Raw genomic sequence first — 25112 nt, 5'->3', positions numbered from 1 at the left:
CGGTCAGGGCTGGTAGCGGTAGCCCATCCCCGGTTCGGTGAGCAGGTGGCGGGGGTGCGTGGGGTCGCGTTCGAGCTTGTGGCGGATGCCGGAGAGGTAGACGCGCAGGTAGTTGGTCTTGCGCTCGTGTCCCGGGCCCCAGACGCTGATCAGGATGTCGCGGCCGGTCACCAGTCGTCCCGGGTGACTGATCAGGACGGTCAGGATGCGCCACTCGGTGGGGGTGAGCCGCAGCGTGTCCTCCTCCTCTGCCGCAGGAGCCGTGCCTCGGGTGGGGCGGACCGTGCAGCTGGCCAGGTCGATGGTGTAGTCGCCGATGACCGCGGTGCCGCCGGCTGGTTCCACTGTGGCCGGACGGCGCAGCGCGGCGCGGAGCCGGGCCAGCAGTTCGTTCATGGAGAAGGGCTTGGTGACGTAGTCGTCGGCCCCGGCGTCCAGCGCGGCTATCTTGTCGGCGGCGTCGGTGCGGCCGGACAGGACGATGATCGGCACCGAGCTCCACACCCGCAGCGCCCGGATCACGTCGATGCCATCCAGACCGGGCAGGCCGAGGTCGAGGATGATCGCGTCCGGGGGGATCCTGGCCGCGTCGTCCAGGGCGCGGGGGCCGTCCAGGGCGGTGGCGACGGTGTACTGACGGGCCTGCAGATTGATCTGCAGGGCGCGCAGCATCTGCGGCTCGTCGTCGACGATCAATACACGGGTCACGAGAGCGGGCCTGTCTGAAGGGTGCTGGACTGGAGCACGGCAGGGCTGCCGACGGGCGTGGACTGCCCGGAGCGGGGAGTGTCGGGCTGTTGCGGGGCGGCTGGCAGGGTGAGGAGCATGGTCAGGCCGCCGCCGGGGGTGTCCTCGGGGGTCAGGGTGCCGCCCATGGCCTCGGTCAGCCCGCGGGAGAGAGCAAGCCCCAGGCCGACGCCGGTGCCGTTGTCGGTGTCGCCCAGGCGCTGGAAGGGCAGGAAGACCCGCTCCCGTTCGTCCTCGGGCAGTCCGGGACCGTGGTCGACCACCCTGACCTCGACCCGGTCGGCCAGCGCGCTGGCGGTGACCAGGACCGGAACGCCGCCGCTGTAACGCAGGGCGTTGGCCATCAGGTTGGCGACCACGCGTTCCAGCATCGGTCCGTCCGCGAGCACGAGCGACACCTGGTCCAGGCCGTGGACCTCGATGTGCGGCTGTGGGTCCTCGGTCAGTGACTGGACCGCTCCGGACACCACGTCGGTCAGGGCGGTGGGTTGCGGGTCCAGCGGAAGGGCTCCGGCCTGGAGCCGGCTCATGTCGAGCAGGTTGTCGACCAGCCGGTTGAGTTTGCCCAGCGAATCCTCCGCGCTGGCCAGGAGTTCCTGCTGGTCCTCCGCTGAGAACTGGACGTCCTGGCTGCGGAGTGAGCTGACCGAGGCCATGGCGACGGCCAACGGGGTGCGCAGGTCGTGGCTGACGGCGGCGAGCAGCGCGGTGCGCATCCGGTCGGCGGCTTTGACCGGCTCGATCTCGGCGGCGACCTCGGCCAGGTGGGCCCGGTCCAGGGCGGCGGCGACATGGGCGGCGAAGGCGGCGAGGACGCGCCGGTCGGCGGCGGGCAGCGGGCGTCCGCGCAGCAGCAGCACGGCGTCCTCCCCGACCGGGACCTCCTCGACGGCCTGGGGTTCTGTTTCGGGTTCACCCGCTGATCCGGGATCGGCGGCACCTACTGGGTTCTGAGGGGGCCCGACGTGGGCGATCTCTTCGCGCTGGGCGACTTCGGCCGGCTGGGCGAGGTCTCCGGGGCCGCGTTGGAGCAGGGCGACCGAGTCCATGCCGAAGGTCTCCCGGAGCCGGGACAGCAGTGCCTCGATGGCGCTCTGGCCGCCGAGGACGCTGCCCGCCAGTGCGGACAGGGTCTCTGCCTCGGCGGTGGCGCGGGCGGCGCGGCGGGCCAGCCGGGCGGCCCGGTCCACCACGGCGGCGACGGTCAGCGCGACGGCGGCGAAGACGGCAAGGGCGAGCAGGTTGTTGGGGTCGGCGATGGTGAAGCGGTGGATCGGCGGGATGAAGTAGTAGTTCAGCAGCAGCGACGCGACCAGCGAGGCCAGCAGCGCGGAGGTGACGCCGCCGAGCAGGGCGACGCCGACCACGGCGGCCAGGAACAGCAGTATGTCGCTGGTGAGGTTGACCGCTCCTCTGGTCTGGCTGAGCAGGGCGGTCAGCAGGAACGGGGTGGCCAGTCCGGCCAGTGGCCCGGCGATCCGCCGGGCCGGGGAGTGCAGCCGGCCCGGGACCGGCAGCCGGCGGCCGCGTCCCGACTGCTCGTGGGTGACCATGTGGACGTCGATGTCGCCGGACAGGGCGGTGATCGTCTCGCCGATGCCGCGTCCGGTCAGGGAGCGGGTCAGGGCGCTGCGGCGGCTGGTGCCCAGGACCAGCTGGGTGGCGTTCTCGGCGCGGGCGAAGTCGATCAGGGCCCGCGGCACCGAGTCGCCGACCACCGAGTGGTAGCTGCCGCCGAGGGTCTCCACCAGGTGACGCTGGGCGGCCAGCGCCGCCGGGTTGGCATCGGCCAGGCCGTCGCTGCGGGCCACATGAACCGCCAGCAGGTCACCGCCCGCGGCTCGGGCCGCGATCCGCGAGGCGCGGCGGATCAGGGTCTCGCCCTCGGGGCCGCCGGTCAGCGCGACCACCACGCGTTCGCGGGTCTCCCAGACACTGGCGATGCCGTGCTCGGCGCGGTAGTTCTGCAGGCCTTCGTCGACCCGTCCGGCCAGCCAGAACAGTGCGAGTTCGCGCAGTGCGGAGAGGTTGCCGACGCGGAAGTAGTGCGAGAGCGCGGCGTCGACCTTCTCGGGCGCGTAGATGCTGCCGTGTGCCATCCGGCGGCGCAGGCCCTCGGGGGCGACGTCCACCAGCTCGATCTGGTCGGCGCGGCGGACCACCGCGTCCGGGACGGTCTCCTGCTGCGGCACCCCGGTGATCTTCTGGACCACGTCGTTGAGCGATTCGAGATGCTGGATGTTGACGGCGGTGAGCACGTCGATCCCGGCGTCCAGCAGTTCCTGGATGTCCTGCCAGCGCTTGGCGTTGCGACCGCCGGGGATGTTGGTGTGGGCGAGTTCGTCCACGACGGCGACGTCGGGACGGCGGGCCAGGGCAGCCTCGACGTCCATCTCGGTGAACCCGGTGCCGCGGTACTCGCGGGTCAGCCGGGGCAGGATCTCCAGGCCCGCGAGCTTCTCCTCGGTGTTGCGGCGTTGGTGGCACTCCACGAAGGCGACCACCACATCGGTGCCGCGTTCGGAGCGGCGGCGGGCCTCGTCCAGCATCCGGTAGGTCTTGCCGACGCCGGGGGCGGCGCCGAGGAAGACCTTCAGCCTGCCCTTACGGCCGCTCGCGCGGGAGTAGTACGGAGGCTGTTCCTGCTGCGGTGCCACCGGAATTGTCCTTTCCTCTTCGGCAGGTCGTTCGAACCGCTGATGGACCTATTGCGGTCCGGCCGCACGGGGAAGGCATCCCCGTGCGGCCGGACCGCTCGTCAGCACGGCCGAGTTCAGCCGAGCTTGGTGAGGGCGATGTTGAGTTGCAGGACGTCGACTCTGGGTTCGCCGAGGAAGCCGAGGGTGCGGCTCTGGGTGTATTTGGCGACCAGGGCCTGGACTTGGCTGTTGGTCAGGCCGCGGGCTTGGGCGACGCGGTTGACCTGGATCGCGGCGTAGGCCGGGCTGATGTCGGGGTCCAGGCCCGAGCCGGACTTGGTGATGGCGTCCGGGGGGACCTGGCTCTGGCTGACCCCGTTGAACTTCGCCACGGCGGCCTTCAGTTGGGTGTAGGTGGTGGCCAGGTCGGGGTCGTTGGTGCCCTTGTTGCTGCCGGCCGAGGCGGTCGGGTCGTAGCCGTCCGCACCGGCCGCCGAGGGGCGGGACTGGAACAGCTTGGGGTCGGGGCTGACCGTCTTGCCGTCCTTGCTGGTGACGGTGAAGTTCTGGCCCAGCAGGCTGGAGCCGACGGTCTTGCCGCTGGCGTCCTTCACGAGTGAGCCGTTGGCCTGCTTGCTGAAGGCGACCTGGGAGACTCCGGTGATCGCCAGGGGGTAGGCGAGTCCGCAGATCAGGGTGAACAGCAGCAGGATCCGTAGGCCGGTGAGGTGGTTGCGCACCGGGGTGGGAAGGGGTTTGGCCATGGTGTCGTCACGCTCTCTCAGTGCAGACCGGGGATGAAACTGGATGATCAGGTCGATGACCTTGATCCCGACGAAGGGCAGGATCAGCCCGCCGACCCCGTAGATCCCCAGGTTGCGACGTAGCAGCGACTGGGCCGAGGAGGGCTTGTAGCGCACGCCGCGCAGGGCCAGCGGGATCAGGCCGATGATGATCAGCGCGTTGAAGATGATCGCCGAGGTGATCGCGGACTTGGGGCTGTGCAGGCCCATCACATTGAGCTGGTCCAGCCCCGGATACACCGCGGCGAACATGGCCGGGATGATCGCGAAGTACTTGGCGACGTCGTTGGCGATCGAGAAGGTCGTCAGTGCGCCGCGGGTGATCAGCAGTTGCTTGCCGATCTCGACGATCTCGATCAGTTTGGTGGGGTTGGAGTCCAGGTCCACCATGTTCCCGGCCTCCTTGGCGGCCGAGGTCCCGGTGTTCATGGCGACCCCGACGTCGGCCTGGGCCAGGGCGGGGGCGTCGTTGGTGCCGTCGCCGGTCATCGCGACCAGTTTGCCGCCGGCCTGCTCCTGCTTGATCAGGGCCATCTTGTCCTCGGGGGTGGCCTCGGCGAGGAAGTCGTCGACGCCGGCCTCCTCGGCGATGGCGGCGGCCGTCAGCGGGTTGTCCCCGGTGATCATGACGGTGCGGATGCCCATCGCCCGCAGGTCCTCGAAGCGCTGCTTGATCCCGGGCTTGACCACGTCCTTGAGGTAGATCACGCCCAGCGCCCGGGCCGGGTTGCTGCCACGCTGCTCGGCGACCACCAGCGGGGTCCCGCCGCGGTGGGAGATCCGCTCGACGGCGACATCCAACTCGGTGCCGGTGCTGCCGCCGTTGTCCCGCACCCAGGCCGCCACCGACCCGGCCGCGCCCTTGCGGATGCGGTGCACCCCGGAGGCCTCGTCCAGGTCCACGCCCGACATCCGGGTCTGGGCGGTGAACTCGATCCAGGTCGCATGGCCCAGTTCACCCTGTGCGCGCTCGCGCAGCCCGTACCCCTCCTTGGCCAGCACGACGATGGAGCGGCCCTCGGGTGTTTCGTCGGCCAGGGAGGAGAGCTGTGCGGCGTCCGCGAGTTGACGGTCCGTCACCTGGTCGACGGGCAGGAACTCGGCGGCCTGGCGGTTGCCGAAGGTGATCGTGCCGGTCTTGTCCAGCAGCAGGGTGGAGACGTCGCCGGCCGCCTCGACCGCGCGCCCGGACATGGCCAGCACGTTGCGCTGCACCAGCCGGTCCATCCCGGCGATGCCGATCGCGGACAGCAGCGCCCCGATGGTGGTCGGGATCAGCGCGACCAGCAGCGCGACCAGGACCACGATGCTCTGCTCGGCGCCGGCGTACTTGGCCATCGGCTGCAGGGTGACCACGGCCAGCAGGAACACGATCGTCAGCGACGCCAGCAGGATGTTCAGGGCGATCTCGTTCGGCGTCTTCTGCCGGGAGGCGCCCTCGACCAGGGCGATCATCCGGTCGATGAAGGTCTTGCCGGGCTCGGAGGTGATCTTCACGACGATGCGGTCCGACAGCACCTTGGTGCCGCCGGTCACCGCGGAGCGGTCGCCGCCGGACTCGCGGATCACCGGTGCGGACTCGCCGGTGATCGCGGACTCGTCCACCGAGGCGACGCCTTCGACCACGTCGCCGTCGCCCGGGATGGTCTGCCCGGCCTCGACGATCACGAAGTCGCCCAGCTGCAGGTCGGCTGCCGCGACCTCTGCTTCGGCGACTCCGGCGGCGCCGGGGATCCAGTGGCCCTGGACCTTGCGGGCCACGGTGTCGGTCTTGGTGCGGCGCAGGGTGTCGGCCTGGGCCTTGCCGCGGCCCTCGGCGACGGCTTCGGCCAGGTTGGCGAAGACCACGGTCAGCCAGAGCCAGACGGTGATCACCCAGGCGAAGACGCTGGGCTTCTCGATCGCCGAGACCGTGGTCAGCAGCGAGCCGATCTCGACCACGAACATGACCGGGCTCTTGACCATGACCCGCGGGTCGAGCTTCCTGACCGCGTCGGGGAAGGAGGTGAGCAGTTGCCTGGGGTCCAGCAGTCCGGCCGAGAGCCGGTGTTCGACCTGTGCTGATGTCTGCTGCGGGTCCGGTTCCAGGACCGGGGTCTTGAGGGCGGGGGTGGACATCAGTGGAGGCCTTCCGCGAGCGGTCCCAGTGCCAGGGCCGGGAAGTAGGTGAGTCCGACGACGATGAGGATCACGCCGGAGAGCATGCCGACGAACAGCGGGCTCGTGGTCTTCAGGGTCCCTGCGCTCTCGGGGATCGGCTGCTGCTTGGCCAGCGAGCCGGCCAGGGCCAGCACGAACACCATCGGCAGGAACCGGCCGAACAGCATCGCCAGCCCCAGGGCGGTCTGCCAGTGCGGCGAGGTGACGGTGATCCCGCCGAACGCGGAGCCGTTGTTGTTGGCCGCCGAGGTGAAGGCGTACAGCACCTCGGAGAAGCCGTGCGGCCCGGAGTTGTTCATCCCGCCGCCGTGCCGGCCTTGAGCGCCATCGCCAGGCCGGTGCCGCAGAGCACGATCGCCGGGGTGGCCAGGATGTAGAGCGAGGCGAACTTCATCTCCCGGGCGCCCAGCTTCTTGCCCAGGTACTCCGGGGTGCGGCCGACCATCAGACCGGCCACGAAGACCGTCACGATCGCCAGCACCAGGATCCCGTACAGGCCCGAACCGGTCCCGCCCGGCGCGATCTCGCCGAACATCATGTTCAGGATCGCCATGCCGCCGCCCAGCGGGGTGAACGAGTCGTGCATGGAGTTCACCGCACCGGTCGACGTCAACGTCGTCGAGGCCGCGAACAGCGAGGAGCCGGGGATCCCGAAGCGGACCTCCTTGCCCTCCATCGCCGCGCCCGCGATGTGCGCCGCGACACCGGAGTGCTGGTGCTCGAAGAAGGTGATCAGCGCCGCCGAGGCAGCCCAGTACAGGCCCATCACCGACAAGATGGTGTAGCCCTGGCGGTGGTTGCCGACCATCTTGCCGAACGTGCGGCACAGCGCGAAGGAGACCACCAGCAGCAGGTAGATCGCCAGCAGGTTGGTGAACGGGTTGGGGTTCTCGAACGGGTGCGCGGAGTTGGCGTTGTAGAAGCCGCCGCCGTTGGTCCCCAACTGCTTGATGACCTCCTGCGAGGCCACCTGCCCGCCCGGGATCGACTGCGAACCACCGGACAGCGTGGTGTACAGGTGCGCGGCGTGCAGGTTCTGCACCACGCCGCCGGCCACCAGCACCAGCGCGAACACGACCGAGATCGGCAGCAGCACCCGCAGCACGATCCGGGTCAGGTCGACCCAGAAGTTGCCGAGGTGGTCGGTCTTGTTGCGGGTGAAGCCGCGGATCAGCGCCGCCACCACGGCGATGCCCACCGCGGCGGACAGGAAGTTCTGCACCGCCAGCCCGCCCATCTGCACCAGGTGGCCCATGGTCGACTCACCCGAGTACGACTGCCAGTTGGTGTTGGTCACGAACGAGACAGCGGTGTTCCACGCCATCGCCGGAGTAACCGCGGAAAAGCCCAGCGACAGCCACAGGTGCTCCTGCAACCGCTGGAACCCGTAGAGGAACAGCACCGACACGAAGGAGAACGCCAGCACACTGCGCAGATAGGACGCCCAGGTCTGCTCGGCGTCACCGTCCACCCCGATCACCTTGAAGATGCCGCGCTCCACCCGCAGGTGCCTGCGCGTGGTCAGGGTGTACGCGATGTAGTCACCCAGCGGCCGATAGGACAACGCCAGCGCCCCGACCAGCGCCAGGGCCTGCAGAAAACCCGCAAGAGTAGCGTTCACTAGAACTTCTCCGGGAGGATCAGAGCCACGATCAGGTATCCGACGAGGGCGATCGAGACGATCAGGCCCACGATGTTGTCGGCGGTCACAGCTTCTCCACTCCCTTGACGATCAGGGCGAGGACGGCGAACACAAGGATCGTCACCCCGACAAAGAGCACGTCGAGCATGAGGTTGCACCCCAGAGGTCGAATGGTTCACAACCGCCCGGGAAGGACTCCCGGGCGGCACCGCGAATGCCGGCAACGCAAGAGAACCGCACGTCAGCCGGGTGTAGGGGTTTGTTAACGCCTCTCTTGCGGCCTGTGCAGGAACCTTGACACGGTCTTGATGCCGTCGGCCTGCGGGACACGGCCAGCACCTGGGTGACCGTGCCCCACCACGGGTGTCAGCGGCCGATGTCCCGGCGGCGGAAGTCCTCCAGGGTCTCGCGCCGCATCAGCATCCTGGCTGCCCCGTCGCGGACCGCGATCAGGGGCGGGCGGCCCACCAGGTTGTAGCTGGAGGCCATGGACAGGTGGTAGGCCCCGGCTGCGGGTACGGCCAGCAGATCGCCCGGGCGGATGTCGGCGGGCAGACCGACCGAGGGCACCAGGACGTCGCCGGCCTCGCAGTGCCGGCCCACCACCCGGGCTTCGGCCAGGGGAGCCTCGGAGGCACGGCCGACCAGGGTGGCGGTGTAGCGGGAGCCGTAGAGCGCCGGACGGGGGTTGTCGCTCATCCCGCCGTCCACCGCCACGAAGGTGAGGCCGCTGGGGGTGTGCTTGACCGTCAGCACCCGGTAGACCGCGACACCGGCGGGGCCGATGATCGCGCGACCGGGCTCGATCGTCAGCCGCGGCACCGGCAGCCGGAACCGCGCGCACTGCCGGGCCACGGTGGCGGTCACCACGGCCCCGAACTCCTGCACGTTCAAGGCCGGTTCGCCGGCCCGGTAGGGAACGGCGTGGCCGCCGCCCAGGTCCAGTTCGGGCAGGGTGATCCCGTGCCGGTCGCGGATGGCGGCCAGCACCGGCACCAGCCGGTCGACCGCGGCCAGGTACGGTGCGATGTCGGGGATCTGCGAGCCGAGGTGGCAGTGCAGCCCGACCAGGCGCAGATGCGGCTGGTTCAGGATCCGGGCCACGGCGTCGGCGGCGTCCCCCGAGTCGAGCGAGAAGCCGAACTTCTGCTCCTCCACGCCCGTACGCACCGAGGCGTGGTGTCCGGCGGCGATCCCGGGGACCACCCGGACCATGACGTTCTGCGGGCGGTCGGCGGAGGCCAGGACGGCCAGCCGGGCGATCTCGGGGAAGGAGTCGACCACGATGCGGCCCACCCCCAGCCGGACAGCCGCTGTGAGCTCCTCGGGGCTCTTGGCATTGCCGTGCAGGATGATCCGCTCGGGCGGGAAGCCGCAGGTGACCGCGAGCTCGAGCTCGCCACCGGAGCAGACGTCCAGGCCCAGACCCTCCTGCTCGACCCACTCGGCCACCGCCCCGCACAGGAACGCCTTCGCGGCATAGTGCACGTCCGCCTCCGGCATGGCCCGGCGGTAGGCGCGGCAGCGCTCGCGGACCTCGGTCTCGTCCAGGACGTACAGCGGGGTGGCGAAGCGGGCCGCCAGCTGGGCCAGGCCGACCCCGCCGACCAGGACGTCATCGCCCTGCCGGCGAGCGGCGGCGGGCCAGGGGCGCCCAGCGGAGTCCAGTCCTGGGCGGTTTCGTCCGGTCCGGGGTCCACGGGTCCGGAGTCCAGGGGGGCCGGGTGAACGGTCCTGGGGTGGTCGGTGAGCATGGGATTCTCCCTGTCTGTCACGGCGTGCACTGGTACGGAGGGACGGCTCTGGCGCCCGTCGACCCGACGAGGGTCACGGCTGGGCGGGCGAGCGGCTGCGGAGCGGGTTGCGGGTGCGGCGCGACCGACGGAGCGATCAGGTTGGGGTCGACGACCAGGTGCTGCACACCCAGCGGACGCACCAGCTCCCGCAGTGCGGGCTCGGCCAGTTCGACCCAGCGCTGCCCGGTCCCGAGGAGGGCGGTCAGCCGCTCGGGGGTGGTGAAGGCGACGGTGCAGCGCGAGCCGTCCCGGTTGCGGAACAGCCGCAGCGTGAAGCCGCAGGCGTTGTCGCACACCGGAGTGAAGAGCGGTTGGTGAGTGTGGTCCTCGGACACGTCCCTCAGGTCCTCTCGTACCGGCCCGTGGTGGGTGGTGCAGGTGGTCGGGCCGCTGTGGCCGAAGCTATGCCCGCAGCTCCCGGCGGCGGCCTCCCCCTGACGCCTCATTGATCGTCGGGAGGCGAACCCTGATGCCGCCTTGACGCAGCTGCCCGCCATCCGGGCGACGTCGGCCGAGAGCCCCTCCCGACCGTCGTCGATCACCCGCTGTCAAGGGCACGGCAAGATTGGGCGGTTCGGCGTTGGAACCGCGTCAGGAACCCCGGACAGGTCCTGGACCAGCGCTTTCATGTGTCCGGGCGGTGGCAGGTCGCCGCCGCTCCGACAGATGAGAGGTGCTTCGCGTGAATGTCGACAGCCTGGTGGGACTGCTGGTCGCAGCCGCCCTGGTCGGCTACCTGGTCCTGGCCGTCCGCTACCCGGGGAAGTTCTGATGACCTCTCAGACATCGGTGCGGGCGCGTCGTCCACGCACTCAGCCACCTGATACCGACGGCCGCTCCTACCGGGTCGGCGCGGGCGCCTTGGATCCGAGAGCGTTGTGGCGGGCGTTGCCGCAGGCACTGCGCAAGCTCAACCCGGTGACGCTGGTGCGCAATCCGGTCATGTTCGTCACCGAGGCCGGCGCCGCGCTCACCACCGGCCTGGTCCTGGTCACCCCCACCGTGTTCGGCTTGCTGATCACGGTGTGGCTGTGGCTGACGGTGGTGTTCGCCAACCTGGCCGAGGCGGTGGCCGAGAGCCGGGGCCGGGCCCAGGCAGACTCGCTGCGCCGCACCCGCGCCCAGAGCACCGCCCGGCGGCTGGTCGACTGGGAGCAGGGCTCGCCGGCCGTCCTGCACGATGAGCAGGAGGTCTCCGCCGCCGAACTGCGGCGCGGGGACGTCGTGGTGGTGGAGGCCGGGGAGCTGGTCTCCGGTGACGGTGACGTGGTCCAGGGCGTGGCCAGCGTCGACGAGTCGGCGATCACGGGCGAGTCCGCGCCGGTGATCCGCGAGTCCGGCGGCGACCGCTGCGCGGTGACCGGAGGCACCCGGGTGCTCTCCGACCGCATCGTCGTGCGGATCACGCAGGAACCGGGGGCGAGCTTCCTGGACCGGATGATTTCGCTGGTGGAGGGGGCGAAACGGCAGAAGACCCCCAATGAGCTGGCGTTGAACCTGCTGCTGGTCGCGCTGACGTTCGTGTTCCTGATGGCGACGGTCACCCTGCAGCCGATGGCGATCTTCTCCAAGCAGGTGATGGCCTCCATGCCCGACACCGGGGCGATCAACGGCAACGGCGTCACCGGCATCGTGCTGGTCTCGCTGTTGGTGTGCCTGATCCCGACCACCATCGGTGCGCTGCTGTCCGCGATCGGCATCGCCGGGATGGACCGGATGGTGCAGCGCAATGTGCTGGCCATGTCCGGGCGTGCGGTGGAGGCGGCGGGCGATGTGCACACCCTGCTGCTCGACAAGACCGGCACCATCACCTTCGGCGACCGCCAGGCCGTCGCCTTCCTGCCGGTCTCCCATGTGCGGGAACATGACCTGGCCTCGGCCGCCCTGCTGTCCAGCCTGGCTGACGAGACCCCTGAGGGCCGCTCGGTGGTCCTTCTGGCCCGCGAGCACTACGGCCTCGCAACTGCCCCGTACAGCGACGGCGCGTGGGTGCCCTTCTCGGCGACCACCCGGATGTCGGGCGTCGACCTGGCCGGCCCCGGGGCACGCAGCCTTCGCAAGGGCGCCGCCACCGCGGTGGCCGACTGGGTACGCGAGCAGGGCGGGATCGTCCCGGCCGGGCTGGACGTCCTGGTCGAACGGGTCTCCATCTCCGGCGGCACCCCGCTGGCCGTGGCCGAGTCCGCGAACGGAACGGCCCGGATCCTGGGCGTGATCCACCTCAAGGACATCGTCAAACCCGGCCTGAGCGAGCGCTTCCAACAACTGCGCGCCATGGGCATCCGCACCGTGATGATCACCGGCGACAACCCGGCGACCGCCGCCGCCATCGCCGCCGAGGCCGGTGTCGACGACTTCCTCGCCGAGGCCACTCCTGAGGACAAACTCGCCCTGATCAAGCGGGAGCAGGCCGGCGGCAAGCTGGTCGCGATGACCGGCGACGGCACCAACGACGCCCCGGCGCTGGCCCAGGCCGACGTGGGCGTGGCCATGAACACCGGGACCTCGGCCGCCAAGGAGGCCGGGAACATGGTGGACCTGGACTCCGACCCCACGAAGATCATTGAGATCGTCGAGATCGGCAAGCAACTGCTGATCACCCGGGGCGCGTTGACGGCGTTCAGCATCACCAACGACCTCGCCAAGTACTTCGCGATCCTGCCCGCCATGTTCGCCGGGGTCTACCCGGCACTGGGCGCGCTGAACATCATGCGGTTGCACTCGCCGCTGTCGGCGATCCTGTCGGCCGTCATCTTCAACGCGGTCGTCATCGTCGCGCTGATCCCGCTGGCGTTGCGCGGTGTGCGCTACCGGCCCAGCAGCGCCACCGCCCTGCTGACCCGCAACCTGTGGGTCTACGGCCTGGGCGGCGTGCTCGCCCCGTTCCTGGCGATCAAGTTCGTCGACGTCGCCCTCGTCCAGTTCATCCCGGGGATCTGATGATGCGTCGTATTCCGCACTGGGCCGCCCAACACCTGGCGGCCGTCCGGGTCGTGCTGGTGCTCACCGTCCTGGTGGGCCTGCTCTACCCGCTCGCCCTGACCGCCGTCGCCCTGCTGCCAGGCCTCGACCACCAGGCGCAGGGCTCAGTCGTCCGCACCAGCGGCGGCCGGGCCGTCGGCAGCGGCCTGATCGGCCAGTCCTTCACCGACGCCAAGGGCAGTCCGCTGCTGCGGTACTTCCAGTCCCGCCCGTCCGCGGCGGGGGCCGGCTACGACCCCACCGCCAGCGGCGCGAGCAACCTGGGCCCTGAGAACACCGTCGACAGGCTCCCCGCCCCCGGCGACCCGGCCTCGGGCAGACCCAGCCTGCTCACCCAGGTCTGCACCCGCAGCCTCGCGGTGGGACAGCTGGAGCACCTGGACGGCTCACGGCCGTACTGCACCGCCGACGGCGTCGGTGCCGTCCTCGGCGTGTTCCGCACCGACGGCCGGGTCACCCGGGTGGTCAGCCTGGACCAGGCCTGCCCCGCCGTACCGTTCCTGAGCAGCTATCAGGGCGTGGCGGTCCGGTGTGCGACTCCGGGGGCGGACTACAGCGCCGCCTCGGTGCTGCCGGTCCGCGGCGATGCCCCGGCCCACCCGGCGGTGCCCGCGGACGCGGTCACCGCGAGCGCCAGCGGCCTCGACCCGCAGATCAGCCCCGCCTACGCGGCAGTCCAGGCCCCGCGGGTGGCCCAGGCCCGGGGCGTCACCGTGGCCGACGTGCTGCGTCTGGTCCGCGACAGCACCACCCCGCGTGCGCTCGGCGTCCTGGGTGAACCCGGCGTCAATGTGCTGACCCTGAACCTCGCGCTGGACCGCAGCTACCCCGCCAAGGAGGCATGACCGTGGCCGGATGGCTGCAAGCCCTGCTGATCCTGAGCGTGCTGGTCGCCGTACACGTACCGCTGGGCGACTACATGGCCCGGGTGCTGGACGGCGGCGCGCACGCGCGGGGGGAACGCCTGCTCTACCGGGTCTGCGGCATCGACCCGGACCGCGAGCAGGACTGGAAGCACTACTTCGTCTCCCTGCTCGCCTTCTCGGTGGTGAGCGTGTTGGCCCTGTTCGGCCTGTTCACCTGTCAGCAGTGGCTGCCCTGGTCGCTGGGCCACCGCGGGATGCCCTGGCAGCTCGCCCTGGACACCGCCGTCAGCTTCACCACCAACACCAGCTGGCAGAACTACGCCGGAGAGGCCGCCACCGGGCACCTCGCGGTGATGGCCGGGCTCGGCGTCCAGGCCTTCGCCTCGGCCGCCGTCGGCATGTGCGTCGGGCTGGCCCTGATCCGCGGCCTGGTCCGGCGCAGCACCAGCGACCTGGGCAACTTCTGGGTCGACCTGTTCCGCTGCGTGCTGCGGGTGCTGCTGCCGCTCGCGGTCGTCTTCGGCATCGTGCTGATCGCCCTGGGCGTGGAGCAGAACCTGCACGGCGCCCACCCGGTGACCACTCTCACCGGCGGCAGCCAGACCCTGATCGGCGGCCCGGTCGGCTCCTGGGAGCCGATCAAACTGCTCTCCGGCGACGGCGGCGGCTTCTTCAACGCCAGCAGCGCGCACCCGTTCGAGAACCCCTCGGCCTGGAGCAACGCGCTGGAGATCCTGTTGATGCTGCTGGTGCCCACCGCCTTCCTCCGCACCTTCGGCCGCATGGTCGGCAGCCTCAAGCAGAGCTGGACCCTGCTCACCGTGGTGGGCATCCTCTTCGGCCTGCTGCTCACCGCCGGCGTCCTGGCCCAGTCGGCCCACACCGGCACCGTCGCCACCGCCGTCGGCGGCCAGTACGAGGGCACCGAGACCAGGATCGGCGTCAACGGCAGCACCCTGTTCGGGGTCTCCGCCACCGGCTCCGCCGACGGCGCGGGCGCCGCCTCCTACGACAGCTTCTCCAGCATCGGCGGCGGAGTGCTGCTGGCCGCGATGATGCTCGGCGAGGTCAGCCCCGGCGGCACCGGCAGCGGCCTGTACGGACTGCTGATCGCGGTCCTGCTCGCGGTCTTCGTCGGCGGCCTGATGGTCGGCCGCACCCCCGAGTACCTGCGCAAGCGGATCGGCTTCGCCGAGATGCGGTACGTGGTCTGCTACGCCCTCGTCGCGCCCACCCTGATCCTGGTCTTCAGCGCACTGGCCGCGGCCCTGCCGCAGGGCCGGGCCGGGATGGGCAACCCCGGCGCGCACGGCCTGACCGAGATCATCTACGCCTTCACCAGCAATGTGCAGAGCAACGGCAGTTCCATGAGCGGCTTGAGCGGCAACACGCCGTTCTACAACCTGACCATGACCGCGGCCATGCTGCTCGGCCGCTACCTGCCGATGGCCTTCGTGCTGGCCCTGGCCGGACGGCTGGCCGCCCAGCGGCCCGGGGCGGTCACCGTGGGGACGCTGCGCCCGTACGGGGTGAACTTCCTGGTCCTGGCGAGCGGGGCGGCGCTGGTGCTGGCCCTGCTCAACTTCCTGCCCGCGCTCTCGCTCGGCCCGCTGGCGGACGGGATGCACTGACCGGTCCCGCGACCGCGGGGGAGGGAAGGGAGCGGGGTCTGCCGCCGTCGGGGAGGACGGCGGCAGAACCCGCTCCGGCTTTCGGGCGGCACTGATCGCTTTCAGGCGGCACTGATCAGCAGGACCAGCGCCGCGAGCACCAGGCCGGCCCCCAGGACGACGAAGGCACGGTCGAGGCCGCGACGCTCACGGCCGAGCACCAGGACCGTCCGCGGGTCGGCGGGATCGTAGACCACCCGCAACCGCTCCCCGTCCGCCATCGGGTGGGAGCGGTTGGAGGGCACCGGGGCGAACACCTCCACGACCACGCCGTCCTCGGTCGAGAACTGCAACAGCGGCCCGGTCGCACCGCCGGCGTCGGCACGCGCGGAAGGGCGCTGTTTCACCAGCGCCCAGACCGTCACCCCGGCCCCGTGCAACCGGCGGGTCTCGGCGAGCGCGCCGACCCCGACCAGATAGGCGAGGAACCCGCCCACGCCCAGGAAGACCCCGGTGACCACCACGGCGGACGGACCCATTGGCTCCCCCTTCGACCTCGTCCCGGCTCCGGCACAAGTCTGGGCCGTCGGCGGGTGCCGCGCGACCCGGCCGGGGGTCAGTTCAGGTAGCCGGCACCGGCATGGCAGCGCGCCGAGGCACCGATCCGGACCACGTCGGCCGAGGACAGCACCGCCGTGTCGGATTCCGCCGCCACCGGGACCGGAGGCCACAGCTCTCCGGACGACGGCACGATGAGCACCTCGCAGGCGCCCCGTGCCCAGCAGTACCTGGCCACCGAGCCGTGCAGGACCCCCTGCTGACCGCGGTGGCGGCGGCTGCCCACCACCAGCAGGTCGGACGAGCGGTCGGCCGCGGCCACCAGCGCCCGTCCCGCCTCGGCACGCACCACCCGCGGCTGGATCCGCAGGCCCTGCGGGAGGCCGTCGAAGGCCAGCTCGACCACGCTGTCCAGCCGCACCCGGGCGGCGTACTCCAGCTCCGACAGCGGGCGCAGGCTGTCCCCGTCGCAGGCCATCCACGCGGCCAGCGGAACCAGCACCGCGTCCCGCCGACGGGCCTCCACCGCCGCACGGCGCACGGCAGCAAGACTGCTGAGGGACCCGTCGACCCCGACGACGACCCGACTGCCTTCGATCATGGCGATTCGCTTCCTTCCGAACTCACTCACAGGTGACTGCGTCTCCATGACATCCCCGGCCCGGAGCCGGGAACGCCCTCCTTGACGCAGGATCTACGCCGCGGCCGACATCCTTGACGTCATCCTGACCCCCGCTCCTGACCCCTGCTCCCGATGGCCGGCTCAGCGCCGGAACTCGGCCAACCTGGGCCGGACCCCCAGCAGACAGAGCAGCAGCACCAGCGCCGCGTCCCCCGCCAGCAGCGGGATACGGGTGGACAGCTCACCGCGACCGTGGGCGACCGCGGCCGCGAAGGCGGCGGAGTTGATCGCGGTGACCTGCCGCAGCGCGGCGTCCTGGGCTGCGAAGTCGGCGTTGGAGCCGCTGGGCGCGAGACTGGTGCAGTACGCGATGGCGTCGCGCAGCCGTCCCTCGGCGACCAGGGCGCGGATCTTCCGGTCGTCGAGCTGATAGGCCTGGTAGGTCGTCAGTGCCTTTTCTGCGGCGGCGCGTTCACCGGGGAACGTGATGTTGCGGAACTCGGTGCCGTAGAAGCCGCCGAAGCCGACGTCGGCCTGGTTCCCCTGGTAGGCGGTGACGGCGGAGCCGAGGGCGGCGTCGTAGTCGCCGATGTCCGCACCGGGGAGTCCGACGATCCGCTGCGAGGCGGCCTGGAAGGCATCCTGGTACTGCGGGGCACGGTCGTGGTCCAGCAGGTAGCGGCTCTCGTCGGCGTTGGCGTCGTAGACCACCGCGCGGGCCCGGGTCAGCGCCACCACCGAATCGAAGGCGTCGTGCCTGGCCACCCGCAACTGCGCACCCTGGCCCGCCAGCAGGGTGCCTGCCAGACCGAGGAAGACCGCGGTGAGCAGGGTGGCCGCAGCCAGCGGTGGGTTGATGATTCGCCGAAAATGCCGGGCCAGCCACAGTTGCAGTCCCAGCAGAGCCAGCAGCAGGAGGCCGCCGAGCGCCGGCGTCCACCCCTCGACATCCGCCAGATCAGCGCGCTGCCGGTCGTAACTGCTGGTGAAGGCGGCATTGTTGGTCTGCACCAGCCGGTCGGCGGCCGGCAGCAGCGTGGTCCGCATCAGATCGGTGGCCTGCCGGTACAACCCCAGCGCCGTCGGGTCCGGGTGCCCGGCGCCCACCCGGGCGCGGTCGTTGAGCTCCATCGCGCGCGCGGCCAGGTCCTGGTAGCGGCCCATGCCGTCGAGCACGCCAACCAGCGCCTGCTGCGCCTGTGGGCTGCCCGCCGCGTCCACGCCGGCCCGTTGCAGGTCCCGGTCCGCGCTGGTGCGGTCCTGGGCGTACTGGGCCAGCGCGGTCCTGCGTTGCGCCGCGAGCTGTGGATCGTCACCGAACATCAGAATGTTGGCGCTCTGCGCGTCCAGGTCGGTCAGCGCCTGGTAGAGGCCGGTGGCATCCAGCACCTGCGGCGCCTGCCGCGCACTGACGACGGACCAGGTTCCCTGCACACCGGTGGCAGCGACCAGTACCACGGCTGCCAGAGCGAGGGCCAGGCCAAGGCAGGCCGCGGTGATCCAGCGCAGCCGCGACGGCACATTCCTCGCACCCACCAGCCGCAGGCGACGGAGGGGCAGGCGCGGGGCACTCCTCCCTTGCCCGAGTTCCCCGCGCTGCTGCCCACCCCGTGTCGGCGGCTCCTGCGTCCCCTCGCCGGGGTCCGCAAAAGCCGCCTCCACTGCGGGATCGCGTTCGCTGACCGTCGCCATCTTCCCTGACCGCCCCCTCCATGAACCGGTCCGAAACGGACCGGCCCGCGCACGGCCCCCCACGAACCGACCGCACGAAGGAAGCGGTGCCATGCCGACGGGCATGCGAATGTGCCAGGTCGGGCGGCAACCCCGCCCGACCCGCACCGCACCTCCCCAGAGGTCTCAACGACCTCCGCCCGACACTCTGCCGAGGCCGTCGCCCACCCGCCAGCAGCCCTGACGCGCCCCTGACGCCCAACCCGCGGATCTTGACGCTCTCCTGTCGCAGGCGGGAGTCACCCAACGGCCCGTCAGTGACACCATTCCCCTGAGCACTGGGACGCTACGGTCGAGCGACCGCGTTCGCGCCGATGGCCTTCAGGAACTCGATCCGGCCCGCGTCGCTGTGCGTGCGCAGCACGTTCAGCTGCATGTCGGGGTTGTGCTCGGCGTTCGGCTCGGGGACCAGGGGGTTGCCGCTCCAGGACATCAGCCGACAGACGCGTCGCTGGATGCGCCAGCCGTCCTCGGTGCGGACGAGCTCGTCGTCGTACCAGCCGGTCCCCTCCCAGATCGGCCCGCCCTCGGCGGCGTGGCGCAGCAGTACCCAGTTGCCGTAGCTGAACGCGTTCGCCTTGTCGCCGTCGACGTGCACCAGGTGGCTCGTCATCGTGTGCTGGTGGCCGTCCAGGGTTGCGTGGAACTCGGCGAAGGAGCGCTTGAAGTCCGCCAGGCCCCGCCAGGCCGCGCCGGCCGGTCCGAATTCCGCGACCACGTCCTCCGCGAAGACGCGGTCGAACAGGTCCCACTGGTGGGCGTCCAGGGCGAGGGCGTAGAGGTTCAGGATCTCGATGATCTCGGCCTTGTCATGCTGCTCGGTCATGCTGTGCTCCTTGGTACTGGTGGTGGTCCAGGGGTTGTGCGGTTCATTGGGAAATCTCGTTGGGACGTTCAGTTCCGGCTGGGCCGGCCGGGCCGGTCGCGGCCCACGACGAGGTTGCGCACGGTGCCCAGCAGGTCGACCTCGACCTCGACCTCGTCCCCGGGCACGAGCAGCCGCGGGGGCGTGCGGCTGTAGCCGACGCCTGCCGGTGTGCCGGTTGCCAGGAGGTCGCCGGGGTGCAGGGTCAGGGTGTGCGAGATCAGCGAGAGCGTCTCCCCGACTGTGTGGATCATCTGGTCGGTGCGGGCGCTCTGCACGGTCTCGCCGTTGACGCGGGTTCGCAGCCGCAGGCCCTGCTTCAGGTCGCCCACCTCGGTGGCGGGGACCATCGGGCCCAGTGCCCCCGACCCGGTCGCGTTCTTGCCCAGGGTCCACTGCGAGGTCAGCTTCTGGGCCCGGCGCGCTGTCAGGTCGTTGAACGCCGAGTAGCCGATCACCGCCGCCAGGGCCTCCTCGGGAGAGGCCTCGACGAGCGGAGCGCCGATCCAGGCGACGACCTCGCCCTCCCAGTCCAGGCCGTCCTCGCCGGCCGGCACGGTCACCGTCGCCCCGTCCACGCTCAGGGACCGGGGCCAGCGGCCGAACAGGGAGGGATACGCGGGCAGCGGCTGGTCCCGGAAACTGCCTTCCGCCGCGTGTTCGAGGTAGTTGAGCCCGATGCAGAAGACCTGCGCGTCGGGCAGCACCGGGGGCACCAGCTCGATGGACGCGACGGGGAGGGACGGGCCGGTGGCGGGCCGGGACAGGTGAGCTGCCGGATCGGCCCAGAAGTCCGCGAGCGAGGCGATGACAGTGACGGTGACATCGTCCTCGGCCAGGGCGGCGACCTCCACGCCGGAGTCGCCTCGGGGTCGCCTGACGCCCACGATCTTCATGTGTCTCCCTTTCGGGCGGAGTCGTCCGCCGGTGTGCCGCTGTGGTCGTGGTCGAGGTGGTGCTGCATCAGCAGGTCGGCGCCGAAGTCGTTGCCGGGGTCGCGCCAGACGCTGTGCACGTGGTTGGCGTCGTCCTCGGCGTTGTCGAACTCGACCAGGGTGGTCGGGCCCTGGATCCGGAAGTAGTGCGGCTGCTCGATCGACGTCCCGCCGGCCCAGGCGAAGTGGAGTTCGCCGACGCCGCCGGCGGCCGCGATGCGGTCCATCTCGAAGCCGACCAGACCGGGCCGGGCGCGCCCGACGAAGCGGGCGAGCAGTTCGTCGAAGTGCCCGCGTTGGACGGCAGAGAGGTCGCCGGCCCGGATGCCGCGGGGGTGGTCGCGGAAGTAGGCCAGGGCTCTGCGGTCCTCGTCGGTGATCATCGCGTCGCGGCGGCCGACCCCGTGGTAGTCGGGGTACTCGACCTCGCCGACGGACGCGACGGTGCGGGTGACGAAGTCGGCCGGCGGCCGGGAGTGGATGACCGCCCGCTGCCGCTGGGGGCCGGTGAGGCTGTCCAGCAGGGTGAAGGCGGTGTCCTCCTCCTCGCCGAGGATCCGGAAGGGGCCGAAGCGGGCGGGCTCGGCGCCGAGCAGGAACGGGGTGGCGTTGACCAGGTCGCCGTCGACGACGGTGACGTTGAGCGACAGGTGGTGGCCGACCAGCCGCCAGCCCCAGCTGGTGTCCGGCTGCGGCTGGCCGAAGAAGGTGAGGAAGTAGCCGCGTGCGTCGCGGAAGGTCGCCGCGATGTGGCCGAACACCGGCAGGTTGAGTTCGCGCAGCAGGTGCTCGTTGGCCATCACCTGGACCACGCCCGCGTAGGCGGGGAGCGACATCGACTCGGCGATCAGCCGGTGCGCCAGCACCTCCTGATGGCGGTTCAGCTCGCCGAGGGCCAGGCCGTGACGGCCGGACTCGGGCAGGAAGTTCCAGTGGGTCCGGCCGGGGTCGTCCGCGGGCAGCAGCAGCCGTGCGCGCTGGTCGGCCGAGAGGCTGTCGAACAGTCCCATCGCCGCGAAGGTGACCGCCGTCGCGTCGAACGAACCGCCGGGCCGCGGCCGGTGCGCCCGGGGAAGCTCACCGCCCGGGTGGTGGTGCGGAAGCGCTGTCATGACGTTCCTCCTGCGATCGCTTGGCGAAGGCGCGCGACGAAGCGCGGGATGTCGGTGTGCTCCCCGGCCGCGAACACATAGAAGTCGGGGCGGGCGAGGAAGGCCTCGCAGCGGTGCCCGCCGAACCAGCGCGCGTAGGCGCCGTCGAGATCCTGGACCGGCCCCGCCGCCGACACGTCGGCCACGGTGCCTCCGATCCTGCGGAACCAGGACAGGTCCTCGCCGGTCAGCAGGCCGGCGGGGTCGCCGCCACGGCTGACCAGTTGCCAGCCGCCGCCGACCACATCGTCGAACAGGCCGGTCCGGTCGCCGGTCCGGTCGCTGACCCGGACCCGTCCCTGGGGCGCCAACCGCCCCTCCGCGCCCGCACCGCCCGGCTCGCCCCCGCCGCCCGCCGCGCCCGCACCGCCCGCCAGCGTCAGCGACGGCTCGCCCAGGCGGGGGTGCGGCGGCTGACGGGTGGCGGACTCGGGATCGAGCGACCGCTTCCTCATCCCGGCGTCGCGAGCAGCGGCGCGGTCGGCGTCGAGTTCGCAGATGACACGCCCTGCGGCGACCGCCTCGTCGATGATCTCCCGGACGTGTCCGCTGCGTTCGGGCCCGTAGCTGTCGAGCACGGCCGGCGCCGCCAGTCGGCCGTGCACCATACCCAGCCGCCAGGCCAGCGCCCGTGCGTCCCGCAGGCCCGCGCAGAGGCCCTGCCCGAGGAAGGGCGGCATGAGGTGGGCCGCGTCCCCGGCGAGGAAGACGTTCCCCTCACGCCAGGTCTCCGCCCACCGGCCCCGGAAGGTGTAGACGGCGTGCCGCTCCAGCCTGGCCGTCTCCGGGGTCACGCCCCAGGGCTCCATCAGCCGCCAGGCGGTGCTGTCCCGCCCCAGCGCCTCTACGGTCGTGTCCGCGCGGCGCATGAACTCGAACCGACGCCGTCCCGGGCCGCTGTTCACCGCGGTGGCCGGCTGCGCCGGGTCGCAGTACTGGGTGACGAAGGCGGTCCACTTCTCCTCGACCAGCGGCAGGTAGTCCACCACCAGCCAGTCGGCCTGGAATCCCGAGTCCCCGACGCCGATGCCGAGGTGGGAGCGAACGGCGCTGTTGGCCCCGTCGGCGCCGATCAGCCACCGTGAGCGGATCTGAACGGGTTCGTCCGGCCGGTCGGTGGAGACCAGCTGTACGGTGACCCCCTCACCATGCTGGGTCAGGGACCGGAAGCTGTAACCGCGATGGACCCGCACGCCCGGGGTCGCGACCGCCAAGTCCTCAAGGGCCGCCTCCAGGTCGGGCTGGTGGAAGCCATTGGTGTTCGCCCAGCCCGACTCGGCCGGCCGGTTCCAGTCGATGGTCTGCAGCAGTTCGCCCTCGCCGTTGCGGAATTCGTAGCCTCCCCGCTCGCCCTGGGAGGGTTCGAACAGGTCCGTGTGTTGGGCCATGAACCCCGCGGCCTGGAGGATCCGGAGCGCCTCGTGGTCGATGGTGCACGCCCGCGGCAGCGGATACCGCTGCGCCTGGCGTTCCACGACGGCCACCTGGAGGCCCGTCTGGCCGAGGAGGACGGCGGTCAGCAGGCCGACGGGGCCGCCGCCGACGATGACGCAGTCGACCTCCGGCCTGACCGCGGACGGTGGGTGAGGGTAGGTCACGGTCGCGTGCTCCGGTCGGGTCGTGGCGGGTGGGGGAGACGGCCGATGTTGGGCAGCAGGACGTACTTGGCGTGCGGGGAGGCCGCCTGCGCACGCCAGACCGACGGGAGTTCGTCGAGCGGGAAGGTGCGGACCTCGACCTGGAGTGATCCGCGGGAGAGGGCGGCCCACAGCCAGGTCAGTGCTGACCGCTTGTCCTTCAGCGGGGTGTGCAGGCCGGCGAAGCCCGACAGGGTCAGCTGCTTGCCGCGCAGCAGCCCGGCCGGCACCTGCGCGGTCGCCCCGGCCGGGTTGCCGATGTTGACCACCCGCGCCCGTGGCGCGCACACCCGCAGTGCTGCTTCCAGTGGCACTCCGTACAGGCCGTCGAGGACGACGTCCACCGGTCCGGCGGCCGCCAGCAGCCGGGTGGCCAGGTCGTCCGCGCCCTCGTCGACGCGCAGTACGACCACGGCGTCGGCGCCGAGGGAGAGCAGGCGCTCCAGTGCGGCCTGGTCGCGGGCCACGCCGACCACCCGGCCCGCTCCGGTCCGACGTGCCACCTGGACGGCGAGCCGTCCGACCGCGCCGGTGGCGCCCAGGATCAGCACGGTCTCCCCGGCGCGCAGGCCGGCCTGCTCCACCAGGGGTATGAACGCGGCGGTGCCGGAGTTGCCGACGGCCGCGGCCGACACCGGGTCGAGGCCGTGGGGCAGCGGCAGCAGGTCGTCGTCGGGGACGAGCACCTGCGTGGCGAAGGCGCCGGGGGTGGCCGGTGCGGCGTGGCACTCGGCATAGACCCAGCAGCCGGACGGATAGCGGTCGGAGTCGAGCACCATGCCCACGCACTCGCTGCCCGGGACATAGGCGGCTTCATGGCGGGCCGAGTGGAACGTTCCGGAGGCGATGGCCAGGTCCAGCGGATTCAACGGCGCCGCGGCCACGGCGATCAGGGTGCTGCTGGCCGTCCGCGGCGGCAGCACGACCGTGCCGATCCGCGGTTCGGCGCCGGGGGAGTCGACGATCGCGGCTGCCACGCCTGGCTGCGCCTGACGGTTCGTCACCGCTCAGCCCTGGTTTGCCGGAGCCGGAGCCGGAGCCGGAGCCGGAGCTGTGGCCGGGGCGGGCGCGAAGCGGTCCAGGGTGGTGATGCCGGCGAAGTTGTGCGGCTGGGATCCCGCCATCAGCCGTCCGTAGTTCTCGGAGAGGGCTTCCAGGTTGAGGGCGCCGTGCAGGGTGATCACCCGCGCGTCGCGCCAGGCCCGCTGGATCGGCTCGCTCTCCATGATCGCGGTGGAGCCGGAGTTCCGCTGCAGCAGTTCGATCGCCTCCGCGCACCACTTGGCCGCGTAGGCGGTCTCCACCAGGACCCGGGCGCTGAACTTCTGCAGGTACTCCGGATCGGCCGGGGTCCCGGCCGCGGCCAGCACCCCGAGGCGGTCGGTCTCCTCGGCGTTGGCCCGGGCCATCAGGGTCGCGGACTGGAGCTTGGAGTGGACCTCGGACAGCATCAGGTGCGTCAGCGGGGCTTCCAGCTGGTTCTTGTACGTGGTGCCGCGGATCGGCCGGCCGGCCGAGCGCTCCAGGAAGCGCTCAAGAACGCCCTGGGCGATACCGATCGACATCCCCGCCATCAGGCTGAACGCCCAGCCCAGCGACGGCGCCTTCCAGAGGGACCCCTTGAGGCCGCTGTCGATGCGTGCGCCGGTGATGTCGCGGAAGTCGACGCAGCGGTGCTCCGGGACGAACAGCTCGTCACCGGCGAGGGTGACCGACACGCTGCCGGTGGCGCGCATCCCGGCGACCTTCCAGTCGTCCAGGAACCGCAGGTCGAACAGGGACACCTGCGCTCCCACCAGGTAGGGGCCTTCACCGTCGTCGGCGATGCAGCCGAGGTTGGTGAAGGGGGCCCACAGCGCGTCGCTCCCGAAGGTCCAGGGGCCGCCGGACAGGATCCAGCCGTCCTCGACCCGCTTGGCCCGCCCCCGGGAGGCCGGGAAGTGGCTGGAGGCGGCGACCCGCGGCCCCACCCACTCGGTGCCGTAGACCTCCTCGACGACCCGGGCCCCGGAACCTGCGGGGATCCAGTTGGTCGAAGCGCCCACCCACACCGTCCAGCCGGCGGAGCCGTCCCACGCGGCGACCTCGGAGACGACGTCGAGCTGCTGCCGCACGGAGAACTCGTACCCGCCGTACTCGGCGGGACTGCCGATGGCGAAGGCGCCGGTGGCGTCCAGGTCGGAGATGGTGGCGTCCGAGTGGCGTCCGGCGCGCTCCGCCTCCGGCGCGCGTTCGCGCAGGGTGGGCCCGAGCGCCCTGACCTTCTCCAGGACCTCGGCCAGCTTCGTGGATGTCTCGTGGGTCGCTGACATCTTTGTCATCTCCTGTGTCGTTCTCACTGGTCACAAGCGGTGTTGCGGGGTGCCGG

Annotated in this window: 19 protein-coding genes and 1 pseudogene; 4 read left to right on the top strand and 16 right to left on the bottom strand. The window is 71.3% G+C overall.

Annotation, left to right across the window (positions count from 1 at the left end; all coding sequences use genetic code 11):
* Positions 1-3: 3 nt before the first annotated feature.
* The 7 genes and pseudogenes from ACXKR8_RS06450 to ACXKR8_RS06420 all read right to left on the bottom strand — a co-directional run bounded on the left by ACXKR8_RS06450 (position 4) and on the right by ACXKR8_RS06420 (position 10122).
* Positions 4-708 carry a response regulator gene (locus ACXKR8_RS06450; protein WP_458271928.1) on the bottom strand — a complete coding sequence of 235 codons (705 nt, stop codon included), beginning with the start codon at positions 706-708 and terminating at the stop codon, positions 4-6.
* Positions 705-3404, bottom strand: a complete 2700-nt coding sequence (locus tag ACXKR8_RS06445; RefSeq protein ID WP_458271927.1) for a sensor histidine kinase — start codon at positions 3402-3404, stop codon at positions 705-707. The genes ACXKR8_RS06450 and ACXKR8_RS06445 overlap by 4 nt, the downstream gene beginning before the upstream one ends.
* Positions 3405-3520: 116 nt before the next feature.
* Positions 3521-6307, bottom strand: coding sequence for a potassium-transporting ATPase subunit KdpB (gene kdpB, locus ACXKR8_RS06440; protein ID WP_462100362.1), 2787 nt, complete (start codon positions 6305-6307; stop codon positions 3521-3523).
* Positions 6307-7970: pseudogene (kdpA, locus tag ACXKR8_RS06435) on the bottom strand (potassium-transporting ATPase subunit KdpA). Before kdpA (ACXKR8_RS06435) ends, kdpB (ACXKR8_RS06440) begins: the two are co-directional and overlap by 1 nt.
* Positions 7970-8059 carry a K(+)-transporting ATPase subunit F gene (kdpF, locus tag ACXKR8_RS06430; RefSeq protein WP_458271923.1) on the bottom strand — a complete coding sequence of 30 codons (90 nt, stop codon included), beginning with the start codon at positions 8057-8059 and terminating at the stop codon, positions 7970-7972. Before kdpF ends, kdpA (ACXKR8_RS06435) begins: the two are co-directional and overlap by 1 nt.
* Positions 8060-8357: 298 nt before the next feature.
* Complete coding sequence (gene lysA / locus ACXKR8_RS06425; RefSeq protein ID WP_462100662.1) at positions 8358-9659, bottom strand: diaminopimelate decarboxylase; 1302 nt, start codon at positions 9657-9659, stop codon at positions 8358-8360.
* 103 nt (positions 9660-9762) lie between these two features.
* Positions 9763-10122 (bottom strand): SAV_915 family protein, encoded by a 360-nt coding sequence (locus ACXKR8_RS06420; protein WP_458271921.1) that lies wholly within the window; start codon positions 10120-10122, stop codon positions 9763-9765.
* A gap of 347 nt (positions 10123-10469) precedes the next feature.
* On the opposite strand from ACXKR8_RS06420, the gene ACXKR8_RS06415 reads away from it, so the two are divergent.
* Genes ACXKR8_RS06415 through kdpA (ACXKR8_RS06400) form a run of 4 tightly spaced genes read left to right on the top strand, consistent with a single transcriptional unit; the run spans position 10470 to position 15266 of the window.
* Entirely contained in the window at positions 10470-10559 is a 90-nt protein-coding gene (locus ACXKR8_RS06415; protein ID WP_458271920.1) for a K(+)-transporting ATPase subunit F, read from the top strand.
* Entirely contained in the window at positions 10559-12727 is a 2169-nt protein-coding gene (kdpB, locus tag ACXKR8_RS06410; protein WP_458271919.1) for a potassium-transporting ATPase subunit KdpB, read from the top strand. The genes ACXKR8_RS06415 and kdpB (ACXKR8_RS06410) overlap by 1 nt, the downstream gene beginning before the upstream one ends.
* A gap of 2 nt (positions 12728-12729) precedes the next feature.
* Positions 12730-13614: a potassium-transporting ATPase subunit C gene (locus ACXKR8_RS06405; RefSeq protein WP_458271918.1), complete on the top strand. Its 885-nt coding sequence runs from the start codon at positions 12730-12732 to the stop codon at positions 13612-13614.
* Positions 13611-15266, top strand: a complete 1656-nt coding sequence (gene kdpA, locus ACXKR8_RS06400; protein WP_458271917.1) for a potassium-transporting ATPase subunit KdpA — start codon at positions 13611-13613, stop codon at positions 15264-15266. Before ACXKR8_RS06405 ends, kdpA (ACXKR8_RS06400) begins: the two co-directional genes overlap by 4 nt.
* Before the next feature lie 101 nt (positions 15267-15367).
* Here the strand turns inward: kdpA (ACXKR8_RS06400) and ACXKR8_RS06395 are convergent, their stop codons facing one another.
* From ACXKR8_RS06395 to ACXKR8_RS06355, 9 genes are all read right to left on the bottom strand, one after another.
* Positions 15368-15784, bottom strand: a complete 417-nt coding sequence (locus tag ACXKR8_RS06395) for a hypothetical protein (protein WP_458271916.1) — start codon at positions 15782-15784, stop codon at positions 15368-15370.
* Positions 15785-15861: 77 nt separating this feature from the next.
* Positions 15862-16404: a universal stress protein gene (locus ACXKR8_RS06390; RefSeq protein WP_458271915.1), complete on the bottom strand. Its 543-nt coding sequence runs from the start codon at positions 16402-16404 to the stop codon at positions 15862-15864.
* Between the two features lie 162 nt (positions 16405-16566).
* Entirely contained in the window at positions 16567-17961 is a 1395-nt protein-coding gene (locus ACXKR8_RS06385; protein WP_458271914.1) for a hypothetical protein, read from the bottom strand.
* Between the two features lie 481 nt (positions 17962-18442).
* Positions 18443-18982 carry a nuclear transport factor 2 family protein gene (locus tag ACXKR8_RS06380; protein WP_458271913.1) on the bottom strand — a complete coding sequence of 180 codons (540 nt, stop codon included), beginning with the start codon at positions 18980-18982 and terminating at the stop codon, positions 18443-18445.
* Positions 18983-19050: 68 nt separating this feature from the next.
* On the bottom strand, positions 19051-19917 hold the full coding sequence (locus tag ACXKR8_RS06375; protein ID WP_458271912.1) for a fumarylacetoacetate hydrolase family protein: 867 nt from the start codon (positions 19915-19917) through the stop codon (positions 19051-19053).
* Positions 19914-21068 carry a DUF3500 domain-containing protein gene (locus tag ACXKR8_RS06370; RefSeq protein WP_458271911.1) on the bottom strand — a complete coding sequence of 385 codons (1155 nt, stop codon included), beginning with the start codon at positions 21066-21068 and terminating at the stop codon, positions 19914-19916. Before ACXKR8_RS06370 ends, ACXKR8_RS06375 begins: the two co-directional genes overlap by 4 nt.
* Positions 21065-22705 carry a bifunctional 3-(3-hydroxy-phenyl)propionate/3-hydroxycinnamic acid hydroxylase MhpA gene (mhpA, locus tag ACXKR8_RS06365; protein ID WP_458271910.1) on the bottom strand — a complete coding sequence of 547 codons (1641 nt, stop codon included), beginning with the start codon at positions 22703-22705 and terminating at the stop codon, positions 21065-21067. The genes ACXKR8_RS06370 and mhpA overlap by 4 nt, the downstream gene beginning before the upstream one ends.
* Positions 22702-23721 (bottom strand): quinone oxidoreductase family protein, encoded by a 1020-nt coding sequence (locus ACXKR8_RS06360; protein WP_462100361.1) that lies wholly within the window; start codon positions 23719-23721, stop codon positions 22702-22704. Before ACXKR8_RS06360 ends, mhpA begins: the two co-directional genes overlap by 4 nt.
* Positions 23722-23751: 30 nt before the next feature.
* Entirely contained in the window at positions 23752-25056 is a 1305-nt protein-coding gene (locus ACXKR8_RS06355; protein ID WP_458271908.1) for an acyl-CoA dehydrogenase family protein, read from the bottom strand.
* Positions 25057-25112: the final 56 nt, after the last annotated feature.

It is taken from the genome of Streptacidiphilus sp. PAMC 29251 (assembly GCF_054208735.2).
This window is presented reverse-complemented; position numbering and strand designations above follow the sequence as displayed.